The organism is Vibrio litoralis DSM 17657 (genome assembly GCF_000426765.1).
GTDB lineage: Bacteria > Pseudomonadota > Gammaproteobacteria > Enterobacterales > Vibrionaceae > Vibrio > Vibrio litoralis.
Map to the genome: position 1 here is coordinate 95,694 of NZ_AUFZ01000019.1, position 24,914 is coordinate 120,607.

The 24,914-nt window shown below is 43.6% G+C and carries 20 protein-coding genes; 6 read left to right on the forward strand and 14 right to left on the reverse strand.

The window, feature by feature from the left end; genetic code table 11:
* Positions 1 to 96 precede the first annotated feature (96 nt).
* The 3 genes from K358_RS0108525 to glpX form a co-directional block, all read right to left on the reverse strand.
* Entirely contained in the window at positions 97 to 1,365 is a 1,269-nt protein-coding gene (locus tag K358_RS0108525; protein WP_083962788.1) for an MATE family efflux transporter, read from the reverse strand.
* Positions 1,366 to 1,460: 95 nt separating this feature from the next.
* A complete protein-coding gene (locus K358_RS0108530) occupies positions 1,461 to 2,087 on the reverse strand; it encodes a helix-turn-helix transcriptional regulator (RefSeq protein ID WP_027696423.1) in 627 nt (208 codons plus the stop codon).
* A gap of 167 nt (positions 2,088 to 2,254) precedes the next feature.
* Positions 2,255 to 3,262 carry a class II fructose-bisphosphatase gene (gene glpX, locus K358_RS0108535; RefSeq protein ID WP_027696424.1) on the reverse strand — a complete coding sequence of 336 codons (1,008 nt, stop codon included), beginning with the start codon at positions 3,260 to 3,262 and terminating at the stop codon, positions 2,255 to 2,257.
* Positions 3,263 to 3,573: 311 nt separating this feature from the next.
* Between glpX and zapB the strand changes: the two genes are divergently transcribed.
* The gene (zapB, locus tag K358_RS0108540; RefSeq protein ID WP_027696425.1) at positions 3,574 to 3,816 is read left to right on the forward strand and encodes a cell division protein ZapB; all 243 of its coding nucleotides are present in this window, start codon (positions 3,574 to 3,576) and stop codon (positions 3,814 to 3,816) included.
* 85 nt (positions 3,817 to 3,901) lie between these two features.
* On the opposite strand, the gene rraA is transcribed toward zapB, so the two are convergent.
* The 7 genes from rraA to priA form a co-directional block, all read right to left on the reverse strand.
* Positions 3,902 to 4,432, reverse strand: a complete 531-nt coding sequence (rraA, locus tag K358_RS0108545; RefSeq protein ID WP_027696426.1) for a ribonuclease E activity regulator RraA — start codon at positions 4,430 to 4,432, stop codon at positions 3,902 to 3,904.
* A gap of 128 nt (positions 4,433 to 4,560) precedes the next feature.
* Positions 4,561 to 5,469, reverse strand: coding sequence for a 1,4-dihydroxy-2-naphthoate polyprenyltransferase (locus K358_RS0108550; protein WP_027696427.1), 909 nt, complete (start codon positions 5,467 to 5,469; stop codon positions 4,561 to 4,563).
* A 105-nt stretch (positions 5,470 to 5,574) separates the two neighbouring features.
* A complete protein-coding gene (gene hslU, locus K358_RS0108555; protein ID WP_027696428.1) occupies positions 5,575 to 6,912 on the reverse strand; it encodes an ATP-dependent protease ATPase subunit HslU in 1,338 nt (445 codons plus the stop codon).
* Positions 6,913 to 7,016: 104 nt separating this feature from the next.
* The gene (gene hslV, locus K358_RS0108560; RefSeq protein WP_027696429.1) at positions 7,017 to 7,535 is read right to left on the reverse strand and encodes an ATP-dependent protease subunit HslV; all 519 of its coding nucleotides are present in this window, start codon (positions 7,533 to 7,535) and stop codon (positions 7,017 to 7,019) included.
* 488 nt (positions 7,536 to 8,023) lie between these two features.
* Complete coding sequence (locus K358_RS0108570; protein ID WP_027696430.1) at positions 8,024 to 8,602, reverse strand: SPOR domain-containing protein; 579 nt, start codon at positions 8,600 to 8,602, stop codon at positions 8,024 to 8,026.
* Between the two features lie 149 nt (positions 8,603 to 8,751).
* On the reverse strand, positions 8,752 to 9,756 hold the full coding sequence (gene cytR, locus K358_RS0108575; protein WP_027696431.1) for a DNA-binding transcriptional regulator CytR: 1,005 nt from the start codon (positions 9,754 to 9,756) through the stop codon (positions 8,752 to 8,754).
* Positions 9,757 to 10,103: 347 nt separating this feature from the next.
* The gene (priA, locus tag K358_RS0108580) at positions 10,104 to 12,305 is read right to left on the reverse strand and encodes a primosomal protein N' (RefSeq protein WP_027696432.1); all 2,202 of its coding nucleotides are present in this window, start codon (positions 12,303 to 12,305) and stop codon (positions 10,104 to 10,106) included.
* A gap of 273 nt (positions 12,306 to 12,578) precedes the next feature.
* On the opposite strand from priA, the gene rpmE reads away from it, so the two are divergent.
* Positions 12,579 to 12,797 (forward strand): 50S ribosomal protein L31, encoded by a 219-nt coding sequence (gene rpmE / locus K358_RS0108585; RefSeq protein WP_027696433.1) that lies wholly within the window; start codon positions 12,579 to 12,581, stop codon positions 12,795 to 12,797.
* Between the two features lie 177 nt (positions 12,798 to 12,974).
* A complete protein-coding gene (locus tag K358_RS0108590; RefSeq protein WP_027696434.1) occupies positions 12,975 to 14,231 on the forward strand; it encodes a malic enzyme-like NAD(P)-binding protein in 1,257 nt (418 codons plus the stop codon).
* 130 nt (positions 14,232 to 14,361) lie between these two features.
* Here the strand turns inward: K358_RS0108590 and metJ are convergent, their stop codons facing one another.
* Positions 14,362 to 14,679 (reverse strand): met regulon transcriptional regulator MetJ, encoded by a 318-nt coding sequence (gene metJ, locus K358_RS0108595; RefSeq protein ID WP_027696435.1) that lies wholly within the window; start codon positions 14,677 to 14,679, stop codon positions 14,362 to 14,364.
* A gap of 317 nt (positions 14,680 to 14,996) precedes the next feature.
* On the opposite strand from metJ, the gene K358_RS0108600 reads away from it, so the two are divergent.
* The 3 genes from K358_RS0108600 (at position 14,997) to metF (ending at position 19,753) form a co-directional block, all read left to right on the forward strand.
* The gene (locus tag K358_RS0108600; RefSeq protein ID WP_027696436.1) at positions 14,997 to 16,163 is read left to right on the forward strand and encodes an O-succinylhomoserine (thiol)-lyase; all 1,167 of its coding nucleotides are present in this window, start codon (positions 14,997 to 14,999) and stop codon (positions 16,161 to 16,163) included.
* On the forward strand, positions 16,164 to 18,575 hold the full coding sequence (locus K358_RS0108605; RefSeq protein ID WP_027696437.1) for a bifunctional aspartate kinase/homoserine dehydrogenase II: 2,412 nt from the start codon (positions 16,164 to 16,166) through the stop codon (positions 18,573 to 18,575).
* Positions 18,576 to 18,865: 290 nt separating this feature from the next.
* Complete coding sequence (gene metF / locus K358_RS0108610; protein WP_027696438.1) at positions 18,866 to 19,753, forward strand: methylenetetrahydrofolate reductase; 888 nt, start codon at positions 18,866 to 18,868, stop codon at positions 19,751 to 19,753.
* A gap of 69 nt (positions 19,754 to 19,822) precedes the next feature.
* On the opposite strand, the gene K358_RS18255 is transcribed toward metF, so the two are convergent.
* From K358_RS18255 to argE, 3 genes are all read right to left on the reverse strand, one after another.
* Complete coding sequence (locus K358_RS18255) at positions 19,823 to 20,404, reverse strand: PadR family transcriptional regulator (RefSeq protein ID WP_051241251.1); 582 nt, start codon at positions 20,402 to 20,404, stop codon at positions 19,823 to 19,825.
* Positions 20,405 to 20,582: 178 nt separating this feature from the next.
* Positions 20,583 to 23,213 (reverse strand): phosphoenolpyruvate carboxylase, encoded by a 2,631-nt coding sequence (gene ppc, locus K358_RS0108620; protein ID WP_027696439.1) that lies wholly within the window; start codon positions 23,211 to 23,213, stop codon positions 20,583 to 20,585.
* Between the two features lie 350 nt (positions 23,214 to 23,563).
* Positions 23,564 to 24,718, reverse strand: a complete 1,155-nt coding sequence (gene argE / locus K358_RS0108625) for an acetylornithine deacetylase (RefSeq protein WP_027696440.1) — start codon at positions 24,716 to 24,718, stop codon at positions 23,564 to 23,566.
* Positions 24,719 to 24,914: the final 196 nt, after the last annotated feature.

Consider the following 24,914-nt stretch of genomic DNA (forward strand, 5'->3'; position numbering starts at 1 on the left):
TTCACTTGCCGCCTCACTGCAACTCCAATTACTTTGGGTATAACTTTTAATCTCAAAGCAAAGACTTACCACTCAGTTATTACCCACAGTTCCGGTTTATTGGCTTGAGCTGTGGGTCATTTGCTTAAAGCTTTTACGAAAAATCAGCCAAGCATTCAATCCTGCCAATAAGTTACCCAATAAAGCGCCGATAAATAAGCCTTCAATGCCTCCGAGCTGTGAACCTAGCCATAAGCAAGGCAGGAAGAAGACAAATAAGCGCAGCGCCGAAATCCATAACGCGGAATAAGAACGCCCAATCGCGTTAGATAACGACACCATCAACATACACACACCTAACGAACCAAGACTTAGCGGTACGATAGTAAGATGCCAATGCAATATATGAGTGACTTGTTGATCGCTAGTCATTAAATTCGCTAAACCATTGGCGGCTAAAAAGGTGATAAACGCGATGGCTAATTGGAATATTAAGATAAAGCGAATCGCAATTGTGGTGAGTTTTTTAATATCACCATATTGCTTAGCACCTAGTAGCCTACCAACCATAGGTGGCATCGACATAGTCAATGCTAACACGCCTACGATGGCGAAAAACTCATAACGTGAGCCGATTGCCCATGCTGCGACCGCGGTGGTGCCAAAGCTGGCTAATAATTTAGTGGCAAGCATCGAGGATAAAGGTGGCAGCAGTTGGCTCACCATTGCCGGCCCCATAATGTTAGTGAGCGAGCCAATACTGCGACGAATATTTAAATCACTCCAGTCAAACTCAATCCAACCTTTGGTCCATACTTTGGGCATCACCACGAGCAAACCAATCGAAAAGGAGAGTAATGTCGCAATCGCAGCCCCATTGATTCCGAGATCAAAAGTAAAGATGAATAGAGGATCGAGTGCCATATTGAGTAGACTGGTCACCATCATCATACTGCCCGGCAAAATGGTATTGCCATTGGCGCGACATAAGCTATAAAAGAAATATAACAAAGCGCCACACCATGCACTGAGAAGCCAATAAATCCAGTAACTATTCACGATCGGGAGAATGGTTTCAGGGGCACTTAATAAGTTGAGGATTGGATTGCGTAGTCCATAAATAATTAAACTAAATAAAGCAATACCAACACTGCCGATAGTGACGACTAGCCCGCCTAATTGCTTAGCATAGCGAAAATTATTTTGCCCGAGTGCTTTTGATATCACAGCGGTGGTGGCGATCCCTAAACCCACCTGTAAACCAATAATAACCATTTGAATTGGTTGGGTGAAGCCTTGTGCCGCTAGTGGTAAAACGCCCAATTGACCGATAAAAGCGCTATCCACCAATTGAAAGCTCATAAGCGAGAGCACGCCAAATAGCATCGGCCAGGTTTGCTGGAATAGTTGACGAGCAAGCGAAGTAGTCGATGATGAAGTCACGAAAATAAGGTTCCTAATTAAGGCGTTTATTGATGGGGTTAATCACCCTTGAGTGGGGTAATCAGATAACAGCAACGATGTGAGCCCGCAATAATATGCTCTTGGCGAACGACTTTACACTCGTTTTCCAATAAAGCTTGGAAGATGTTGAGCTCGGATTGACACAGCGCAGGACATTGTTTCGCGCTATGGCAAATTGGGCAATGGTTTTCAATCAGTTGATATCCGTCCTTTGTGGTTTCAAGCTCCGCCATGTAGCCTTCTTGTTCTCGCAATTGAACTAAAGTTTGTAGTTTTTGTTCGGTGCTAGAGCATTGGGATAAATCTTGCTGATAGCGCTGGAGAATTCTTGCTTCTCGCTGGGCGGTGACGTTTGCAATCCCTTGTTGACCATAAGCTTGGCCAATCGCGTTGATGATATCAATACTCAGATCTTGGTGGCGATCGATAAATTGATCATGACCTTTTTGAGTTAAAGACCAGTGACGGGCAGGGCGTCCTACTTTGACTTTGATATCAGAGTAATTCAATAACCCTTCATCTTCTAACGCTTGTAGGTGTTGGCGCGCACCCATGCTGGTGATCGACAGTTCATCGGCCAGTTGGCGCGCAGTGATTTTTCCTTCACGCTTTATTTTGTGGAGAATTTTATCGCTGCTTTTCATTGATTGCCTTGGGGGCTTTATTGCGCCGCGTTCTTGAAGTCACTTGGCTATATGATGGCGCAAAAATTAAATAAAGCAAATGCTTAACATATTCAGGAAGCCATTTGTGAAGGCAATAAAAAACGCAACCCGAAAGCTGCGTTATGTAAGGAACAGTTAGACTCGAATTATAAGATGTGCTGTCTTACTTCGTCATCTTTACGCTCAAGGTAGTGAATCGACTTGATGCGACGGATGGTACGGCTCTTACCACGAATCACTAAAGTTTCTGTGGTCGCGATGTTACCGGTACGAGTGATGCCTTCAAGTAGGTCACCTTTGGTAATGCCGGTTGCCGCAAAGACTACGTTATCGCTGCGCGCCATATCATCCATTTTTAAGATAACGTTGGCTTGTACGCCCATTTCAGCACAGCGTTGTAATTCTAATTCACCGTGAGCACGGTTTTCTGGCGAATCGTCTTTTACTTCATGACGAGGTAATAGACGACCTTGCATGTCACCATCGAGTGCGCGAATAACCGCAGCAGAGACTACACCTTCTGGCGCGCCACCGATGCAGTACATCATGTCGACTTCGCTATCTGGCATACAAGTTAAAATAGACGCAGCAACATCGCCATCTGGCACGGCAAATACGCGTGCACCCATTTGTTGAATCTTAGCGATAATCTCGTCATGGCGAGGTTTGGCTAAAGTGATAACCGTCAATTCATTAAGTGGCTTGTTAAGGGCTTTTGCCACATTTAGAATGTTATCTTCTACCGATTTAGAAAGATCCAGACAACCTTTCGCGGCAGGGCCAACCACAAGTTTTTCCATGTACATATCGGGGGCTTTTAGGAAGCTGCCTTTTTCGCCGGCTGCCAGTACTGCTAACGCATTCGATTGGCCCATTGCGGTCATGCGAGTGCCTTCAATTGGGTCAACTGCGATATCTACTGCATCGCCACCTAGGCCAACTTGCTCACCGATATAAAGCATAGGCGCTTCATCAATTTCACCTTCACCGATAACAATTTCACCGCTGATTTCTGTGTCATTCAGTAAGGTACGCATTACGGCGACTGCAGCGCCATCGGCTGCGTTTTTATCGCCTCGGCCTAACCATTTATATCCGGCAAGCGCTGCACCTTCTGTAACTCGAGAAAATGCCAATGCTAAATCGCGTTTCATACTGACTCCAAATAAAACAAAGGGAAGAAAATTATGCGGCGCATTTTAGCATAGCCGGAACGGTAACGTTTGCTTTTTTGATTGGTTCATTACCAAGCCAGAAGTGATTGAGTCCTACAAAGGGAGTGAATATGCGAGGTAATGTCATAATTGAGTTAGCTTTGCTGTTTTTTTGCGCAACCGAACAAAAATAGTGAAATAAGACGGTGGCGCTTACAACGAAGCTGAGTAGAATGAGGGTAACAAACGTGATAAGGCGTGACCTTAAGTTAGCTTTATTGCTCACCATGATCATTTAATAGGTATCAGAGATGTCTTTCGAAGTATTAGAACAGCTAGAAGCAAAAATTCAAACCGCGGTAGATACGATTGCATTATTACAAATGGAAGTTGAAGAGCTTAAAGAAAAGAATGAGCAACTGGCTTCAGAAGCTGGTCAACTACGCGAAGGCCGTGAAGAGTTAGAACAACAAACTCAAGCGATGCGCCAAGAGCAACAAGCATGGCAAGAACGCATCCGTAACCTACTTGGTAAAATGGATGACGTTGAATAATTGATACGTACGTAAATGCTATTAACATAAAAAAACAGAGCCGATTGAGCTCTGTTTTTGTTTGTGAGGAACGAGGAAAGAACGATTAATCGTTTAAAGGTTCAACGTCGTCTAGCTCTTCATCTAATTCTAAATCAACATCCAGCGGTTCTTGAGAAATGATCACACCAGTATTGTCGGCATAAAGGTGATCTTCTGGTAAGAATGTCACTCCACCAAAGTTTACCGGTACATCCACTTCACCGATGTTGTTTTGAGTGGCTCCCACTGGGATAGCTGCAATGGCTTGAATGCCAATTTCCATTTCTTCTAAATCATCAATTTCACGAACACAGCCGTAAACCACTAGGCCTTCCCAGTCATTTTCTTCTGCTAACGCTGCAATCTCTGCATCAATCAGTGCGCGACGTAATGAACCGCCCCCATCAATTAACAACACTCGACCAGTACCATCTTCTTGTAAAATAGAGCGAATAATGCCGTTATCTTCAAAGCATTTCACTGTAGTCAACTGGCCTGCGAATGAGGTTAAGCCACCAAAGTTACTGAACATAGGTTCCACAACATCAACTTGGTCTTGGTAAATATCACACAGTGCAGAGGTATTATATTCCATAGTGGTTTTCTCTTTGCTTACGGTGGGGATGAGTACGAGTATATAGCGACATTATGGCTTTGCAATGACAAAGGCCAATTTCCTGAAAAGACTTTGATCTCATCAGGATATCGGGCCAAATACCGCCACTATTGCCCTGCGACCATAATAATGGAAAACACGATATTGGTGATAAAAGCACATTTCACCATTTCAGGCATCATAGGCACTAACTGCTTGGCTTGTTGTATGTTCCAGATTGTCCAGCCATGTTTTAATATTAATAGCAGTGGTAGCAGCATAAAAACATTCAGCCACATAGGTTGAATATGTGTGAGTAGATACAACGCCATGGTTAACCAACCAAAGGCCAGTAGCCCGAGATGGTAGCATTTGGCTTTATCCAGTCCGATACGAACGACAAGTGTGCGTTTATTGCTTACGGTATCATTTTCGATATCACGCATATTGTTGATATTTAAAACGCCCATTGAAAATAACCCTGATCCTATCGCTGGAAGCAGTAAGGTGGGTTTGATGGTGCCAGTATGCAAAAAGTAGGTACCTAAAATGGCCAGCAATCCAAAGAAAATAAAGACCGAAATATCACCAAGACCGATGTAGCCATAAGGCTTACTACCCATGGTGTAGGCGATAGAACTAATGATCGACAGCAGGCCTAAAAAGATAAACGCCATAATACTGGTTGGACTTTGTAAAGCATAAAAGACTAACGCAAGACCACTGATAATAATAAAAACAATATTGATAGCGATGGCTTTTTTCATACTTGATTGAGTAATGGCACCTTGCTGCATACCTCGAATTGGGCCAATACGGTTTTCATTATCGGTGCCTTGGACTGCATCACCATAATCATTGGCTAGATTGGATAAAATTTGCAGTAGGGTTGCCGTGAGTAATGCCAAAAGAGAAATCGTCAGAGAAAAATGGTGGTCGGCATAAGCAAGGCTACTTCCTGTTGCAATCGCAGCGATAGCAAGCAGTAAGGTTTTAGGTCTAGCGGCATCAAGCCAAATAGCAAAGGATGATTTCATAGTCTTATACAGTTAAAGTGATTAATTGAAGTATACCAATTTGTGGCCATAAACAACAAAAAGCCCGCAATAGTGCGAGCTTTTTTTTCTTAAGTTGCGGGTACTTTACAGGATAAAGCGACTTAAATCTTCATCTGCAACAAATTCACCTAGACGTTGCTTAACGTAATCACCATCAATGGAAATCTTCATCCCAGGGTTATCGGTGGCATCGAATGAAATATCATCCATTAAACGCTCCATAACCGTGTGTAAACGACGGGCACCAATGTTCTCGGTGGTTTCGTTTACCTGCCATGCTGCTTCAGCAATTTGAGTAATACCGTCTTCAGTAAATTCAATTTCAACATTCTCTGTTGCCATTAATGCGCAGTATTGCTCAGTTAATGAAGCATTCGGTTCGGTCAAAATACGTTTAAAGTCATGGCTGCTTAGCGCTTCTAATTCAACACGAATTGGCAAGCGGCCTTGTAATTCAGGAATTAAGTCTGAAGGGCGAGCCACTTGGAAAGCGCCTGATGCCACAAACAAAATATGATCAGTACGAACCATGCCATGTTTGGTAGAAACGGTACTACCTTCGACTAATGGTAGTAAGTCACGCTGCACCCCTTCACGAGATACATCACCGCCACCACTTTGATCGGCGCGTTTACAAATCTTATCAATCTCATCAATGAATACGATACCGTTGTTTTCAACATTGAAAATCGCTTGTTCTTTTAGATCTTCTTGATTAACCAGTTTGGCCGCTTCTTCTTCAGTTAATGCTTTGAAGGCATCTTTAATCTTCATCTTGCGGCTTTTCTTAGTATCGCCGGCAAGGTTTTGGAACATGCCTTGAAGTTGATTGGTCATCTCTTCCATACCAGGAGGAGCCATGATTTCTACACCCATTTGAGGTGCTGCCACATCAACATCAATTTCTTTATCGTCTAACTTGCCTTCACGTAGTTTTTTACGGAATATTTGACGAGTATTAGAGGTGCTTTCTTGTGACTTCTCATCTTCTCCCCAGCCTTCACGAGGTGGTGGCAGTAAGGCATCAAGAATACGTTCTTCCGCTTGTTCTTCAGCGCGGAATTGTACTTTTTCCATTTCACGTTGGTGAGTCAGTTTGATTGAAACATCGGTGAGATCGCGAATGATAGATTCAACTTCTTTACCGACATAACCCACTTCGGTGAACTTGGTGGCTTCTACTTTAATGAATGGCGCATGAGCTAATTTCGCTAAACGGCGAGCAATTTCCGTTTTACCCACACCGGTAGGACCGATCATTAAAATATTTTTTGGGGTCACTTCAGCGCGTAGATTTTCATCCAGTTGCATACGACGCCAGCGGTTACGCAGTGCAATGGCTACCGCACGTTTCGCTTTATCTTGACCAATAATGTGTTGATTGAGTTCATGAACAATTTCACGAGGTGTCATCTCAGACATAACGTTATCCTTTTACCCTATAAGTGAGCCATGAGTATCAGTCATGGGTGGTAAATCTTTTATGGCCTTGAGCTCGAGCGCGAAATACAAAGGCCAGGTGAGATTTATAATTCTTCGATGGTGTGGTGGTGGTTGGTGAACACACAAATATCGCCAGCAATGGTTAATGCTTTTTCAGCGATTTCGCGCGCTTCAAGGTCGGTGTTTTCAAGTAGAGCGGTTGCCGCTGCTTGAGCAAAGTTACCGCCAGAACCAATAGCGATTAAATCATTTTCAGGCTGAACTACATCGCCATTACCTGTAATGATCAGAGATGCGGTCTCATCAGCAACCGCCAGTAATGCTTCTAGCTTACGTAGCGCACGATCACTACGCCAATCTTTAGCAAGCTCTACTGCCGCTTTGGTTAGGTGACCTTGGTGCATTTCTAGCTTACGTTCAAAACGTTCAAAAAGCGTGAATGCATCAGCGGTACCGCCAGCAAATCCTGCTAACACTTTATCATTGTATAAACGGCGCACTTTTTTAGCGTTACCTTTCATGACAGTGTTGCCTAATGAAACTTGGCCATCACCAGCGATGACGACTTTATTGTTGCGGCGTACAGATACAATAGTAGTCACGAGAAACCTCTTAGTTATTCTGCGGATTTATACCCAAGTAACTTCAAGATGCGAGTTTCAGCAAGAATAAAACAAGCTTTAGGCAAGACAAATTGAATATGATCATAGTTGACCCTATCTCTATTCAATTTAACGCAGCATAAAGCTTGTTTTAACTTGCCCTTCGGGAGCTTCATCCAAACCTTTATGCCGCGTCAGATTGGTTTGAAAGGTGCTTACATTCCTTCGCCAATCTTCCTTGCCTCAAGATTTGGATGATAGCTCTGAATTCTGCATCTTGAAGTCACTTGGGTATAATAGATATGAGGTTAGGACAAAAAGAATTCAAGAGAAAGGGTAATAAAATATAAAGGAGAGGGGGATGATGGTTTTTTCCTAGTTCCTAGTTCCTAGTTCCTAGTTCCTAGGTTCGAGCTACGAGACTCGATTCTGCTTTTTCTAGGAACTCGAAACTAGGAACGGTCTTTTCCAAGTCACGAGATACGTTTTTACTGCAATGTATCCTTCATGATGATACAAGGCTCAATTTTAGCGCGCTGTAGTACGTGCTGTTCTTTTACTGCATCGCGTTTAAACGTATATGGGCCAAGGATAATGCGGTACCAACTACTGCCTTCTAGCTTAACAACTTTACTGCTTAGGCCTTGGAACGCGATATTAGCTTTGCGTTGCTCGGCTTGAGATGATGTTTTGTAAGCGCCACATTGCATGATGTATGGAATCTTCGGCACTTCAACTTTTTTAGCCTTAACCTCAATTTCACGCTTAGGTAAGATCTCCATGTAATCCCATTTTTCTTGTGGTGGTGGTGGGATCACTTCGGTATTTTTCGGTTTAGGCGCCACATTCACTGGCACGTTATTGGTTGCCGGAGCAGCTGGCTCTGGATCATTGCTTAGCACTGATAATAAATAGATCAATCCAGCGAGTAGAATCACGGCAATAATCGCGGCTTTCCACGGAATAGCACGAGGTGCCAGCTTCTTTTTTTGAGCCGGTCTTCTTTGGTTTCTATTGTTTTTCTTATTTGGAGTTGGACTCTTTCTTACGTAATCTCGGTTAGCCACGGTATTTTCAATAACTCAATAGAATAAAAAAGGAGCTATATGTTAATGCAGTTTTTTAACCAATACTATTGCTAATAATAGAAAGGGAATAACAAGCCTCTATTTATTGTATTAGAAACATGCTAGTCCCTCTTTAGGTTGAGTTTTGATTAGCTTCTTGGTGGTGCGGCACTATTTCTTACCACAAGGTTAGCTTCAAGTAACCGCGAACCCGCACGAACTTCTTTGCCTTTTAATGTTTCTAACAACATCAACATCGATTGTTTGCCGATCTCATAACGGGGTTGAGCAATAGTGGTGAGCGGCGGATCGCAGTATTGAGAGAATTGAATATCGTCAAAGCCAACAATCGAAAGGTCTTGCGGTACTCGGAAGCCTTGCTTTTTCGCTTGTTGAATAGCACCGATGGCCATGCTGTCATTGTGACAAAAAATCGCAGTTGGTGGCTCAGGCAGCGAAAGTAATTTATTGGCTGCAATGACACCCGATTCTAATGTGAAATCACCATGAACTTGGTAGCTAGGATTCATCTCGATTCCAGCACGACGCAGGGCTTGTTGAAAACCTTGATGACGGAACTGACAAAGTGAAGCATCAGCAGGGCCAGACATTTCCGCAACTTTCTTATGACCCATTTGAGTGAGGTAGTTCACTACATCGAACGCGGCAGTTAAGTTGTCGATATGGACAGTTGGTAACTCTAATTCTGGGGCGTATTCACAAGCCATCACTAAAGGCGGGAGATTTTTTTGCTCAGGTTTACTGACATCAAAAGGCACGTCAGTTCCAAGTAGTAACATGCCATCAGCTTGCTTGGTGAATACCAGATTCACAAAACTGCTTTCGCGTTTGAGTTGCTGGCCACTGTCACCGAGTAGCACTAAATAATTATGCTCCGCTGCGGTATCTTCTATGCCACGAATGATTTCGGTAAAGTAGGGATCACAGATATCCGGCACAATCACGATGATGGTTTTGGATTCATTGCGTCGTAGGTTTCGTGCTAAAGAATTGGGTGAATAACCAGATTCTAATACCGCATCTTCGACACGTTTGCGTGTTGCATTGGAGACTTTCTCAGGGTTCATTAGCGCACGGGAAACCGTTGCTGTTGATACTCCGGCTAGTTGGGCAACCTCCTTCATTGTCGCCATACGTTTTCCTCTCTTTCACTTTTTGTACCCAAATGGGCAAGCCAAAACGCTTATATTAAAAACAGATAAGCAAAATGTGAGGAGATCTCTTCAGTCAGTTTTCCTCCTCATTAATAACGACTTCTTAATGTTATCCAAATATTTTATGTTCTAAATTAGTTGGTTAATAGGTCGTGTATGATAAATATTACATTATGTTGGTGATATGCATCACATAGAATGGTTTTACTTTTCTTGTTTTAGGGCCTGTTGACCTTTTGTGATTATTTTTGCAGTGAATTGTGGGGCATTTGAACAAGGCAGAGGCTCCGTGGTGTAGCTAGCCTACACCAGGAGACCCTAGCTATTTAACTTAAATCTTGTGGCTCGATATCCATATTCCAGCGCACTTTTTTTGCGAGTGGTAATAATTGAATTGCAGGTTTAGATGAACCAATAAGGCGCTGCATTTGACTGCGAGTCGCCACCTGTAGCATCAGTTGCCAGCGATACTTACCGGCACGTTTGGCCAGTGGAGCTGGCATTGGGCCTAATACCATGCATTGTTCATCATAAAGTGGGTTGGCTTCAATCGTGTGGCGTATCTGACGTAAAAAGGCCTCAACATCTTCATTATTGTTGCCTTCTGCACGAAATAGCGTCAAAAAGCTATACGGTGGTAGTTGCGCCATTTTGCGCTCTTCCAGCGCGGTTTGAGCAAAGTGTTGGTAGTCTTTATGTAGCAGTGATTGTAATAAAGCGTGCTCAGGGTGGTGGGTTTGCAGTAAGACTTCACCGGGTTTACTGGCGCGTCCGGAACGTCCTGCCACCTGAATGAATAACTGGGCAAGGCGTTCTGATGCTCGGAAATCACTGCTATAAAGCGAGCCGTCAACATCCAATAATCCCACGAGGGTAACATCGGGGAAATGGTGACCCTTGGCTAGCATTTGTGTGCCAATTAGAATTTGATATTCACCATTACGAATCGATTGTAACGCGCTTTCTAGACTACCTTTACGGCGAGTACTATCACGGTCAATTCGGATGGTTTTAAATTCAGGGAACAGTAACTCTAATTGTTTTTCGAGTTGCTCAGTCCCCACGCCAACCGAAACCAGTTGAGTGGAGCCACAACCTTGGCATTGCTGAATCACCGGGCGTTGTGAGCCACAATGGTGACAGCGAATTTCTTGGCTACCTTGGTGAAACGTATAATAAGCATCGCAGCGTTTACACTCGGCCAGCCAACCACATTCATGACACATTAATGCAGGGGAAAACCCACGGCGGTTTAAAAACAACATCACCTGATTACCGGCATTAAGGTGACGTCGCATTTGAGCGATTAATGGTGCCGATAAGCCACCTTCTAAATACAAACCTTTAATATCGAGCACATGATGCTTGGCAGGTTGCGCATTACCGGCGCGCTTGCTTAACGATAAATAATGATATTTACCGGTTTTGGCATTATGTAAGGTTTCTAATGCTGGCGTTGCTGAGCCGAGCACGACTGGGAAGTTTTCTTTGTGGCCGCGCATGACTGCCACATCACGAGCGTGGTAGCGTAAGGTATCTTGTTGCTTATAAGAGGCGTCATGCTCTTCATCGACAATAATGATGCCGAGATTGGCAAATGGAGTAAATAATGCCGAACGAGTACCGATAATGATGCCCGCTTGTTTGTCGCGTGCTGAAAGCCATGCATTTAAGCGTTCAGTATCATTTAAGCCTGAATGCATGACTTCAACCGGCACATTAAAGCGGCGTTTGAAGCGGTTGATGGTTTGTGGCGTTAAGCCTATCTCCGGCACTAACACCAATGCTTGTTTACCTTGTTCAAGCACCGGTTTGATAATGCTTAAATAGACTTCGGTTTTACCTGAGCCGGTTACCCCATCAATTAAAAAACAGCCAAATCCCGGATGGTTATTGATACTGGCGACCGCAATGGCTTGTTCTTCATTTAAGTGCGGCTTGTGTTGCTCGTTTTCTAATTGTGCCGGCCATTTCGGTTGAGTAGGCTGAGTGTGTTTTGCTTCAATCCAGCCTTTATCTTGCAGCGTTTTGAGTGTGGCGCTGCTGATCTCTTCATCGATCATCGCTTGATGGGGAAGTGGCCCATGATCCAACATGCGCACCACTTTGGCTTGCAGATGCGCGCGGCCAAATCCAGCGGCTAGTTGGTTTTTACCTGCTTCGGTAATATGCCACTCTTTGAGGCTAGTAAAATCAGCTGGCTTACCTTTTTTAAGTAATGACGGCAAAGCCATCGCCAGAGTGTCGCCAAGTGGGTATTGATAAAACTGACTGCACCAATGCAATAATTGGTAGAGCGATTTTGGCCAGACAGGTTTGGCATCTAAGCAGGCTTTAATTGGTTTTAATTGCTCAATTGGAAAATCGGAATGATCGACAATACCGACCACAATACCAATTAAGGTTTGACGACCAAAAGGCACCGAAACACGGCCACCAATAACGGGAAATAAATAATTAGGGATAAGGTAGTCAAAGCACTTATCTAAAGGAACAGGTAGGGCAACTTGAGCAATATTTGGCTGCATAAGTAAGAAAATTGTCCTTGAGACAGTCGAGTAAAACAAAAGAAAGGCTATGATAAAACAGCCGTTATCGATATAAAACTGAAATATTGTAGAAAAAGGGAGCAAATGTGTTGATCGATGGAGACGGATTCACTATTATACTGCGCCTCTAACGATGTATATTTTTACATCATTTTTTAGTAACAACGTATGGTGTCTGACTGCTTTGATACTCGCAAGAGATATTTGAGTAAGAATTCAGATAGCGATACGGACCAATAAAAGGTTTGTCCTATGAAAACTGGTATCCACCCAGAATACAAAGCTGTAAATGCAACTTGTTCTTGCGGTAACTCTTTCGAGTTCAACTCTACGCTAGGCAAAGAAACTATCCACCTAGACGTATGTGACAAATGTCACCCGTTCTACACTGGTAAGCAACGTATCGTTGATACAGGCGGCCGTGTTGATCGCTTCAACAAGCGTTTTGGTGCACTTAGCAGCAAAAAATAATCTTCCGCTAAACTTTTTTAGTGAAAGACAGAATTTGAAAGGGATGCTTCGGCGTCCCTTTTTTGTTATCTGAAAAACGTTATTGCCTGAAATTAACGATATTGACTACCAAGTTAACTTTTGATCCTTTAAAATCACCTCCCCCCTACTAAATAGAATAATTAGGAAACGTTCACTATGTCTGATGATCAGCAACTCAATGATTTTCGCCAAAAAGCATTGGATTACCACGCCCAACCTACCGCAGGTAAAATAGCCATTGCTTTAACTAAACCAGCCGATACGGCGGAAGATCTAGCTTTGGCATATAGCCCAGGTGTTGCTGAACCGGTACGTGAAATCGCCTTAAACCCTGAAAATGCTTATAAATATACTGCCAAAGGCAATACGGTTGCGGTTATCTCAAACGGTACGGCTATTTTAGGCTTAGGAAATTTAGGCCCATTAGCATCAAAACCTGTGATGGAAGGTAAAGCCCTTTTATTTAAGCGTTTTGCTGACTTAGATTCGATCGACATTCAAGTGAAGCACCGCACGATCGATGAGTTTGTCGATACGGTTGCGAACATCGCGGATACTTTTGGTGGTATTAACCTAGAAGATATCAAAGCACCAGATTGCTTTGAGATTGAGCGCCAACTGATTGAGCGTTGTGATGTGCCGGTTTTCCATGATGACCAACACGGTACCGCGATTGTTACTGCAGCAGGCATGCTGAATGCCATTGAGCTACAGGGCAAAAAATTGTCTGAGTGTAAAATTGTATGCCTAGGTGCTGGAGCGGCAGCGGTTGCGTGTATGGAGCTATTGATTAAATGTGGCGCATTACGCGAAAAAATCTACATGCTAGATCGTAAAGGTGTGATTCATACGCGTCGTGATGATTTGAATGAATATAAGCAATTGTTTGCTAACAATACTGATATGCGTACTTTAGAAGATGTTATTGCTGGGGCGGATTTATTCTTAGGCGTTTCTGGTCCAAATCTACTACCACCAGAAGCATTAGCATTAATGGCTGATAAGCCTGTGGTATTTGCTTGTTCAAACCCAGATCCAGAAATCAAACCTGAACTAGCAGCAAAAGTGCGTAATGATTTGATCATGGGTACGGGGCGTAGTGACTACCCGAACCAAGTAAACAACGTTATTTGTTTCCCATTCATTTTCCGCGGTGCGTTAGATGTTCGTGCCAGTGAAATTAATACTGAAATGAAATTAGCGGCAGTGGAAGCGATTCGTCAATTAGCCAAACAAGAAGTGCCAGCAGAAGTTCTAAAAGCTGCTGGCGTTGATTCACTATCATTTGGCCCAGACTACATCATTCCAAAACCAATGGACCCACGTTTACTTTCTGAAGTAGCAGGCGCAGTGGCTCGTGCAGCAGTAGAATCTGGCGTTGCTCGTATTGAGTTGCCAGAGCAGTATAAGTAAAAAAATAAACTCGAATACTAGGGCGCTTCGCTTCTCGTAGCTCGAATACAACAAAGCCCGCTCAAATGATTTGAGCGGGCTTTGTTTTTTTCTTTTTCGATAAACGAGTTACGACAATCCGAGTAACGTATTAATCATCAAACGCTTCGAATTCAATTCCCATTTCGGTCATTAAGCGTTTTACTTCTGTCGGGATATCATCTGGGCGATCTTTACGTAAATCTTCATCAGTTGGTAAAGGTTGGCCAGTATAAGCATGTAAAAATGCTTCACACAGTAGTTCACTGTTGGTCGCGTGGCGCAAGTTGTTGACTTGGCGGCGAGTGCGTTCATCGGTTAATATTTTAAGAACTTTTAACGGGATAGAAACCGTGATCTTTTTAACTTGTTCACTTTTCTTTCCATGCTCTGCATATGGGCTAATGTACTCACCGTTCCAATCTGCCATCACGCACCTTCGTTGTTTAATATCAGTAATTTTAGTGGTTAAGCGCTAATTTTAGGGGCATTTACCGCCGAATGTAAAGACATTTAGATGGCTAGAGGTCTTGACGTCTCATCTGGCGAGGGATAAAGTATCGTTATATATTGTGTTCAGCCATGCCAGTGTAGGTGGATTAATATGATCCTTACTACTTTAAAGCAGTAAATAGTTTCAGTTTTTTAAATTGCGTTTGTGTAAATAGCGCTTTGCAAAGATTTGAGTATAGTGGATCGAGTGTTTGTGTATATTGATTGCGATTGCAAAAGGAAAGGAATACGCCAATGAGTTCAAGAAAGCCAGCAACTGTCGCCGTTCGTACCGGTATTGAATCGGATAGCCAATATCATGCGGTAGTGCCACCTATTTATCTCTCGACCAATTATGGCTTTCCGGCTTTTGGTGAAGTGCCTAAGTATGACTACACTCGCTCTGGCAACCCTAACCGTGGTTTGCTTGAGCAAGCGTTATCTGAGCTTGAAGAAGGCGCAGGTGCAGTGATCACTAACTGTGGCACATCTGCACTCAATTTATGGGTATCGGCTTTTATTGGCCCCGATGATCTGATTATTGCGCCGCATGACTGCTATGGCGGCACTTACCGCTTATTTAATACTCGAGCGCAAAAAGGCGATTTTAAAGTTCAGTTTGTTGACCAATCTAATCAAGCGGAATTTGATGCCGCCATCGCGAAAAAGCCAAAACTGATTTTATTAGAAACACCATCCAATCCATTAGTACGTGTGGTCGATATTGCTAAATCTTGTGCAAAAGCTAAGCAAGTAGGCGCATTAGTGGCGGTTGATAACACCTTCCTGACACCGGTATACCAAAAACCATTAACCTTGGGCGCAGATTTTGTTATTCATTCCACGACTAAGTACATCAATGGCCATTCCGATGTCATCGGTGGCGTGATTATTTCGAAAGACCCTGAGCATGTAGAAACGCTTTCGTGGTGGGGTAACTGCATTGGCGCAACCGGCACACCGTTTGATAGCTACATGACACTACGTGGGTTAAGAACCTTAGCGGCGCGTATGCGAGTACATGAAGAAAGTGCACAAGACTTATTGGCTTACCTACAAGAGCAACCATTAGTCGGCACTATTTATCACCCGAGCCTACTTGATCATCCAGGACACGATATTGCCAAAGCGCAACAAAGTGGTTTTGGCTCTATGCTGAGTTTTGAAATCAATGGCAGCATGGAACAGTTAAAGACCTTTGTCGGTCAATTAGAATTATTCTCTCTGGCTGAATCGTTAGGCGGAGTAGAGAGCTTGATGTGTCACCCATCATCGATGACTCATCGAGCGATGTCAGATGAAGCACAAGCAGAAGCGGGAATCTCACCGTTGTTGTTACGTGTTTCTGTTGGATTAGAAGATAGTCAGGATTTAATCGCTGATTTAGAGCAAGCTTTTAAAAAAGCACAAGAGGTAGCGTAAATGACATCTGCTCGTCAGTTACACAAATTTGGTGGTAGTAGTCTGGCCAATCCAGAGTGCTACAAACGAGTCGCCAACATCTTAAAAGAATATTCATCGCCTGCTGACTTAGTTGTGGTGTCGGCTGCCGGTAGTACCACCAACCGATTAATTGAGTGGATTACCGCGCTCGAAAAAGATGGCCGTATTGCTCATGAAATATTGCAGGAATTACGTCAGTTTCAAATTAATCTAATTGATGAGCTGCTGCCAGAAGAAAAAGCACAACCATTGATTATGCTAGTCAACCAAGAGTTTATGGCACTGGGGGAGATTAATGGCCCAGTCAGTGAAGTGATGCGAGCCAGCATTCTAGGGCATGGTGAAGTGTGGTCATCTCGTTTATTAGCCGCGTTACTTTCTCATCTTGATCTGGAAGCGGTGCAGCTTGATTCGCGTGATTTCTTACGAGCGGAACGTGGCGCACAACCCGAAGTGGATCGTGGCCGATCCTTACCTCTGTTAAAAGAAAAATTAGCTCAACACGGAAAACTACGTGTGGTGATCACCGGTTTCATGGCGCGCAATGATACAGGTGAAACCGTATTGCTTGGCCGTAATGGTTCCGACTATTCTGCCACGGTGATTGGCGCATTAGCGGAAGCATCTCGAGTCACCATTTGGAGTGATGTGGCGGGAGTATATAGTGCAGATCCTCGTAAAGTCACGGATGCTTGTTTACTGCCTTTGCTTCGTTTAGATGAAGCCAGCGAGTTGGCCCGTTTAGCAGCACCAGTATTACACAGCCGTACCTTGCAACCAGTTGCTCAAAGCGCCATGGATTTAAGTCTACGTTGTAGTTACCAGCCAGAATCAGGCTCTACCCGTATTGAGCGCGTATTGGCATCAGGCCGAGGTGCCAAAATCATTACTTCGCTTGATGAAGTACTACTGATTCAAATTCACTTTGGTGCTGGGCATGATTTTACCCGTTTAGAATCAGATTTAATGCGTTCGTTAGCACGAGCACAATTGCAGCCATTGGCGATGCAGTCGCAACCGGATCAAGGTTTAGTGTCTTTAGCATATACCGCTGAAATTGCCGCTAGTGCGATGACTTATTTGCAAGACACCGCAGTTGGCGCTGAAATTAAATTGCGCGAAGGTTATTCGATGGTCGCCGCCGTTGGCGCAGGGGTAACGATTAACCCAAATCATTGTTATGGTTTTTATCAGCAATTAAAAAATGCACCAGTCGAGTTTATTTCTGAAGCCGATTCTGGTTTAAGCTTAGTGGCCATTTTACGTAAAACTAATGTTACTGAACTGGTGGTTGGCGTGCACTCTCAACTATTCCAAGCACAGAAACGAGTGGCGATTGCCTTATGTGGTAAAGGGAATATTGGTTCAAGTTGGTTGGCATTATTTGCCGAGCAAAAAGCGGAGCTTGAAAAGCGCCGCGGCATGAGTTTTGATTTGGTTGCGGTAGTCGATAGCCAAACCTATTGGTTGGATTTAAATGGTATCGACCCCACTCAAGCGTTAACTCGCTTTGAAGATGAGTCGGTGTCTAATGATGGACAAGCTTGGTTGAACACCTTAGCGCATCAAACCGATTATCATGAAGTGGTGGTGATGGATGTAACCGCTAGTGCTGAGTTGGCACGTCAATACGAAGTGATTGCGGAGCATGGTATGCATCTGATTTGTGCCAATAAAGTCGCCGGTTCGGCTTCAACGCAAGACTACCAACGTGTAGTCAATGCCTTTGATAAAACGGGTCGCCATTGGTTGTATAATGCGACGGTAGGCGCAGGGTTGCCAGTTAACTATGCGATTCGAGATTTGCGTAATAGTGGTGATCAAATTACCGCGGTATCGGGTATTTTCTCGGGCACTTTATCTTGGTTATTCCAACAGTTTGATGGTTCGGTACCTTTCACTGACCTAGTTGATTTAGCGTGGCAACAAGGCTTGACAGAACCTGATCCTCGCTCGGATCTCGATGGTTCGGATGTGATGCGTAAGTTAGTGATTGTGGCACGTGAATCAGGGTTAGAAATTGAACCTGAAAGCGTTAAAGTAGAATCACTGGTTCCTGATGAGCTAAAAGATCTTTCAACCGATGAGTTTTTTGATAAAGGGAAAGTGTTGAATGAGCGGTTATCAGAGCGTTTAGCCAAAGCCCAGAAACAAGGTAAAGTACTGCGTTATATCGCTCGCTTATCTCGTGATGGCAAAGCAACGGTTGGAGTTGAAGCATTATCTCCAGAGCACGCGCTAGCTAACTTGTTGCCATGTGATAACGTGTTTGCGATTGAGAGCAAATGGTACAAAGATAATCCACTAGTGATTAAAGGCCCTGGTGCGGGAAGAGAAGTCACCGCAGGCGCATTGCAATCGGATCTAAATCGTTTATCTAATTTGATTTAGTAAATGGCGATTCATTCAGATTTAACACTCTGAAATTGAAAATTTAATTATGCCGCTTCAGTGATGAGGCGGCATTTTTTTGTTTTTGAGAGTTATTCAGCATCATGATGAAGAGAATTCATGATAAGAGGATTGACTTTAGATCCTATTCACTTCATTCTGTAGACATATAGACGTCTAAATGACTTCAAAGATTGTTGGGATTGGTATTCAGTACGATAGAGATAAGGATGCTTTTCAGATTCGTACTTTTTAGGTGAGTTAAGTGGTTTGTCCACAGGGAGTTGAACATGAGTTATTCACACGCAGGGCACATTGATGCGCTAAACCATAATATTGCTGATCTAGAAGGCAAAATTAATGTTTCTTTTGAATTTTTCCCACCAAGCAGTGAGAAAATGGAAGAGACGCTGTGGAATTCAATTCACCGCTTAAAAACTCTCCAACCTAAATTTGTCTCAGTAACTTACGGGGCAAACTCTGGTGAGCGCGACCGTACTCACTCAATTATCAAAGAAATTAAAGATCAAACAGGCTTGATTGCCGCGCCGCATTTAACTTGTATTGATGCCTCGCGTGATGAGCTGAAAGAGATTGCGCAAGATTACTGGAATAATGGCATTCGCGATATTGTGGCTTTGCGTGGTGACTTACCGCCAAATGGTGGCAAGCCGGATATGTATGCGTCTGATTTAGTGGAGTTACTGAAAGGCGTGGCCGATTTTGATATTTCAGTGGCGGCTTATCCAGAAATTCACCCAGAAGCGAAAAATGCTCAAGCGGATTTAATTAACTTAAAGCGTAAAGTTGATGCAGGGGCGAACCGCGCGATCACTCAGTTTTTCTTTGATGTAGAAAGCTACCTACGTTTCCGTGATCGTTGCGTAACCGCGGGCATTGATGTGGAAATTATTCCAGGTATTCTACCGGTTTCGAACTATAAGCAAGCGAAGCGTTTTGCGGATATGACCAATGTGCGTATTCCAAGCTGGATGGCGAAGCAATATGAAGGGTTAGATGATGATCCTGTGACGCGTCAAATGGTGGGGGCGAGCCAAGCGATTGATATGGTAAGAACGTTGAGCCGTGAAGGGGTTAAAGACTTCCACTTCTACACGCTAAACCGTTCTGAAATGACCTATGCGCTTTGCCATACACTCGGTGTACGTCCGAGCTAATTGCTCTTATCTGCTTTACCGCATTTGATGAGGCTCTTTAAGATGTAAACTACAAAGGCTTACTGACTTTCAGTAAGCCTTTTTGCTACCTGCGGGATTGACAGTATTAAACGTCGGAAAAGTTTCGAGCTGTTGTTTTACTTCGCTTGCCCATTTAATCCAAGTTTGTCGCTCTAAAATATTACGTTTCAAAATTAAGTGTTCTAATTTGGCATGTGGCTCAAGAGATTCTGGGTTGTGGTAGAACTGGTTTTCGAGTTGCTGGTAATGCCGCAATAAGCTTTGCGCTTCGGGGAGCAACACGTCTAATTGCTGGATAAAACTGTCTACTGATTCAACGCTGCAAGCCATTAATTTAGCCGAGAATTCATCACGAGTAGCAGTATAAGGGGTAGGTTGATTAAACCATGCGGTTAATTTTGAGCGCCCTAATGGCAAGATGGTATAGATTTTTTTATCAGGCTTACCGACTTGAGGGTGAAGTTCTGATGTTACCCATTCTAGCTGAGTCATTTTGGCTAGCTCACGATACACCTGCTGGTGGCTAGCTTTCCAAAAGTGTCCAACGTTATGAGAAAACGCTTTACTGATGTCGTAACCGGTCGCGGGCTCTCGACTTAAGATAGTTAAAATAACGTAGGGCAGTGACATATCAGCTTCTAATTTGGCTAAGTAGATGACCAAGATAGCGTAATTTCATTCATTTATGTACTGATGAAAAAATTAATCTTATTTAAGGTGAAGTGACACAAAAAGAGAAGCCGCACTTATTATTAAGCGCGGCTTCTTAAATTGAAACACGATTTAGTGGCTAAACTAGTGTCAGCGATTAACCAGTGTTACGCATACCTGCCGCGATACCAGCAATCGTCAGCATTAACGCTTCTTCTAGTTCAGAAGATGGGTTGTCGCTTTGACGAGTACGGTATAGCAACTCAGCTTGTAGCATGTTCAATGGCTCAACGTAGATGTTACGTAAGCGGATTGACTCTAAGCCCCAAGGGTCGCTTTGCATTAGGTTCTCGTTATTTTCAACGTTTAGAACCGTCACGATATCTTTTTGCAACTGTGTACGTAAACGCTCACCAAGAGGCCATAATGACTCATCGGTTAGGCGTTGATCGTAGTAGCGTGAAATATCAATATTACACTTCGAGTACACCATCTCTAGCATACCAAGACGTGTTGAGAAGAATGGCCATTCACGACACATGTCTTCAAGCATTGGTTGGTGACCTTGCTCAATCGCATGTTGAATTGCTTCACCGGCACCTAGCCACGCTGGTAGTACTAAACGGTTTTGGCTCCATGAGAAAATCCATGGAATGGCACGTAAGCTTTCAACGCCGCCATTTGGATTACGTTTTGATGGACGTGAACCTAAAGGCAGTTTACCCAGTTCGAGTTCAGGCGTTGCGGCGCGGAAATAAGGAACAAAATCCGGTTCACCACGAACCACTGAGCGATAAGCTTCGCAAGAAACATCAGAAAGCGTGTTCATCATTTCACGCCATTCTTGTTTTGGCTCAGGAGGCGGAAGTAGGTTTGCTTCTAAGATGGCGCTAGCATATAGGTTAAAGCTGTTCACCGCGACATCAGGCAATCCTAGCTTAAAGCGGATCATCTCACCTTGTTCGGTTACACGTAAGCCACCTTTTAAGCTGCGAGGTGGTTGAGAAAGTAGTGCGGCATGCGCTGGTGCACCACCACGACCTACCGTACCACCACGACCATGGAATAGCGTTAAGTCAATGCCTTCTGCATCCGAAACTTTAACCAGTTTATCCATCGCATCGTACTGCGCCCAACCTGCTGCCATTACACCGGCATCTTTCGCTGAGTCGGAGTAACCGATCATCACCATTTGGTGGTTATTGATAAAGTTGCGGTACCAATCGAGCGAGAACAATTGCTTCATTACCGCTTCAGAATTGTTCAAGTCATCTAAGGTTTCGAATAATGGGCAAACATCCATGCGGAATTTGCAGCCCGCTTCTTGCAAGATGAGGTGCACGGCTAGTACGTCAGAGGCAGTACGTGCCATCGAAATAACATAAGCGCCAAATGCTTCACGAGGGTGCTCTGCCATGACGCGGCAAGTATCGAGCACTTCTTGTACTTCTGGCGAAGGCTCCCAATTACGCGGCAATAGTGGGCGCTTTGAGCTCAGTTCTTTAATTAAGAACTGAACTTTTTCATCTTCGCTCCATTGGTCGTATTCACCAATTTCTAGGAAGCGTGTCATTTCAGTGATCACATCTGAGTGACGAGTACTTTCTTGGCGAATATCCAAACGGACTAGGTGAATACCAAAGGCTTTTACGCGACGTAAAGAATCGAGTAGCGAGCCTTCTGCAATGATGCTCATGCCACACTCGTGTAGCGATTGGTAACACGCGAGTAGTGGATCCCAAAGCTGCTCAACACGTTCTAGAATTGGCAAGTTAGGCACTTCAGTACCATTGATGCGTGCATCGAGTACCGTGCAAGTGTTGTTTAATAGAGTGCGTAAGCGTTTCAGAATTGCACGGTAAGGTTCATGCTCTTCACCTGATAATTCACGGACTGTATCGTTACACGCGGTCATCGACAGTTCGGTGATCAAGTCTTGAATATCGGTTAGATACAGATCGGCCGCTTTCCAGCGAGACAGTAGCAATACTTCAGCGGTAATTGGGTGGGTAACGTTCGGGTTACCATCGCGGTCACCGCCCATCCAAGATGAGAAATGTACTGGGCGCGCATCGATAGGCAGCGCTTCACCAGTGAAGTTTTTCACTCGGTCATTAAATTCACGTAAGAACTCAGGTACAGCCTGCCATAATGAGTTTTCAACGACTGCAAAACCCCACTTCGCTTCATCTAGCGGGGTAGGTCGTTGCTGACGAATAACATCCGAGTGCCAAGATTGTGCAATCAAACCTTCTAGGCGGCGTTCTGTTTTAATACGCTCACGAGTAGAAAGGTCACTGTGTTCTAATTGCGATAGGCACTTATTAATTTTGACCAATTTGTTGATCATGGTGCGGCGAGCAATTTCTGTTGGGTGTGCAGTCAACACCAATTCAATATTCAGTTCTTTGATCGCTTGCGCAGCATTTTCTTTGCTGATGTCATTAGAAGCTAACTTACCAAATAAAGAGTTAATCGCATCAGGTTCACATACGTGTTCTTCGCAATGGCGAGAAATAGTATGAAACTGTTCCGCAATATTGGTTAAGTTAAGAAATTGACTGAAGGCATGAGCAACAGGAGTGAGTTGTTCGTTAGGAAGGTTTTTAATTTCTTCGATTAAGCTTTCGCGGTCTTCCTGATTTCCAGCGCGTGCTGATTTGGAAAGCTTACGAATGGTTTCAACTTTATCAAGAATAGCATCACCATGTGCTTCTTGAATGGTTGCGCCGAGTAAGTCTCCGAGCATGCGAACATTACTCGTTAAAGCGGCATATTTTTCATTCATCGTCGTTTCACCTTGTAATTTAATTACATCCATTTAATTGTAACCACTACAATCTAGCGAAAATATTTGCACTGAGTCAAATATTTGCCGCGATCGTGAAAAAATAATACTAATATCATTGACCTAAATCAGTTATCAATGAAGGTGTAAAATGACTAGGATTGCAGTGTGAAACCTTTGTTACTTATACCATATTTGATGGTTGCGACCGCACTCAGGTTGTCTGAATGCGGCATGATTCATTATTTCAATTTGTCAGATTGTATCCAATTTGCTCGACGGTTTAGCCAAAGCATCAATTTTCTTACACGAAGATTTACCCAAAATACCGATTTAACTAAAACACCTGTCTATTTAAAACAATAGTGACGCATCGATTTGGATAAAATATTAATCGTTGGATCAATAAACTCAAATGCTAAAAACTCATCTGGTTGGTGGGCTTGGTCAATTGAGCCTGGTCCCATTACCAATGTAGGGCAAACTTCTTGTAAGAAAGGCGCTTCAGTACAGTAGTTGACCGTTTCTGATGGCATTTGAGTCAGCTCTTCCATGCTCTTGATGAAAGGGTGGTCATGTTGACACTCATAACCAGGAATTGGTTCGTGTAATGGTTTGATTTCAATGCGCTCTGGCCACTTGGCTTGTATTTCTTTCAGCGCGGCTTGCAACATGTTATTCAAGCCATCTAGGCTGATCCCTGGTAGTGGGCGCACATCATAATGCAATTCACAACAACCACAGATACGGTTAGCACTGTCGCCACCATGAATATGACCTAGGTTTAGAGTTGGAGTCGGAATTTCAAAGCCCGGGTGGTGATATTCTTTAATGAGTTGATTACGTAGCTGCATTAATGCAAACAGTACCTCGTGCATAATTTCAATTGCATTCACGCCGAGTGCCGGATTGGATGAGTGGCCAGAGTGGCCAGTGACACGAATCGCATTGGCGACATGGCCTTTATGTCCGCGAATTGGCTTGAGACTTGTTGGTTCACCAATGATGCAATAGTCCGGCTTATACGGCGCATCGCCATTTAAGCATGATTCTGTAAAGTGACGAGCACCTAACATGCTGGTCTCTTCATCGCAGGTTGCCAGAATATAAAGCGGTTTGGTTTGGTTTGCCCAATCGACTTTTTTGACCGCTTCAATAATAAAGGCGAAAAAACCTTTCATATCCGCAGTGCCCAATCCGTAAAATCGATTGTTATGTTCGGTTAAGGCGTGTGGTTCAAAGTTCCAGCGACCTTCATCAAAAGGTACGGTATCAGAGTGACCAGACAGTAATAGCCCACCTTCACCTTGGCCTTTTTTGGCGATTAAGTTGTGTTTTCCCGGCGCGACTTCAATGACTTCAACTGAAAAATCGAGATCTTTTAACCATTGCGCGAGTTTGGCGATCACTTCGGTATTGCCTTCATCCCAAGTAGGATCAGTTGCACTAATTGAAGAGGTAGAGATCAATCCGCGATAAACATCTAAAAACTGAGGTGTGCCCATAAAAACTCCATTTCCTGTGATGGCTTTGCCTGTATGCTAGCAATAAAAGCATTGTGGTTGATAACCGAGCTATTGACAAGAAGCTTATAAAACGATAAAACACATATTAAATCATTATTTATGAATAAAAAATCAATTAATAAGGTTTTTTTAGAGTGGATAGTCATATTTTTACGCTTGATAAAGATTTGTTTTC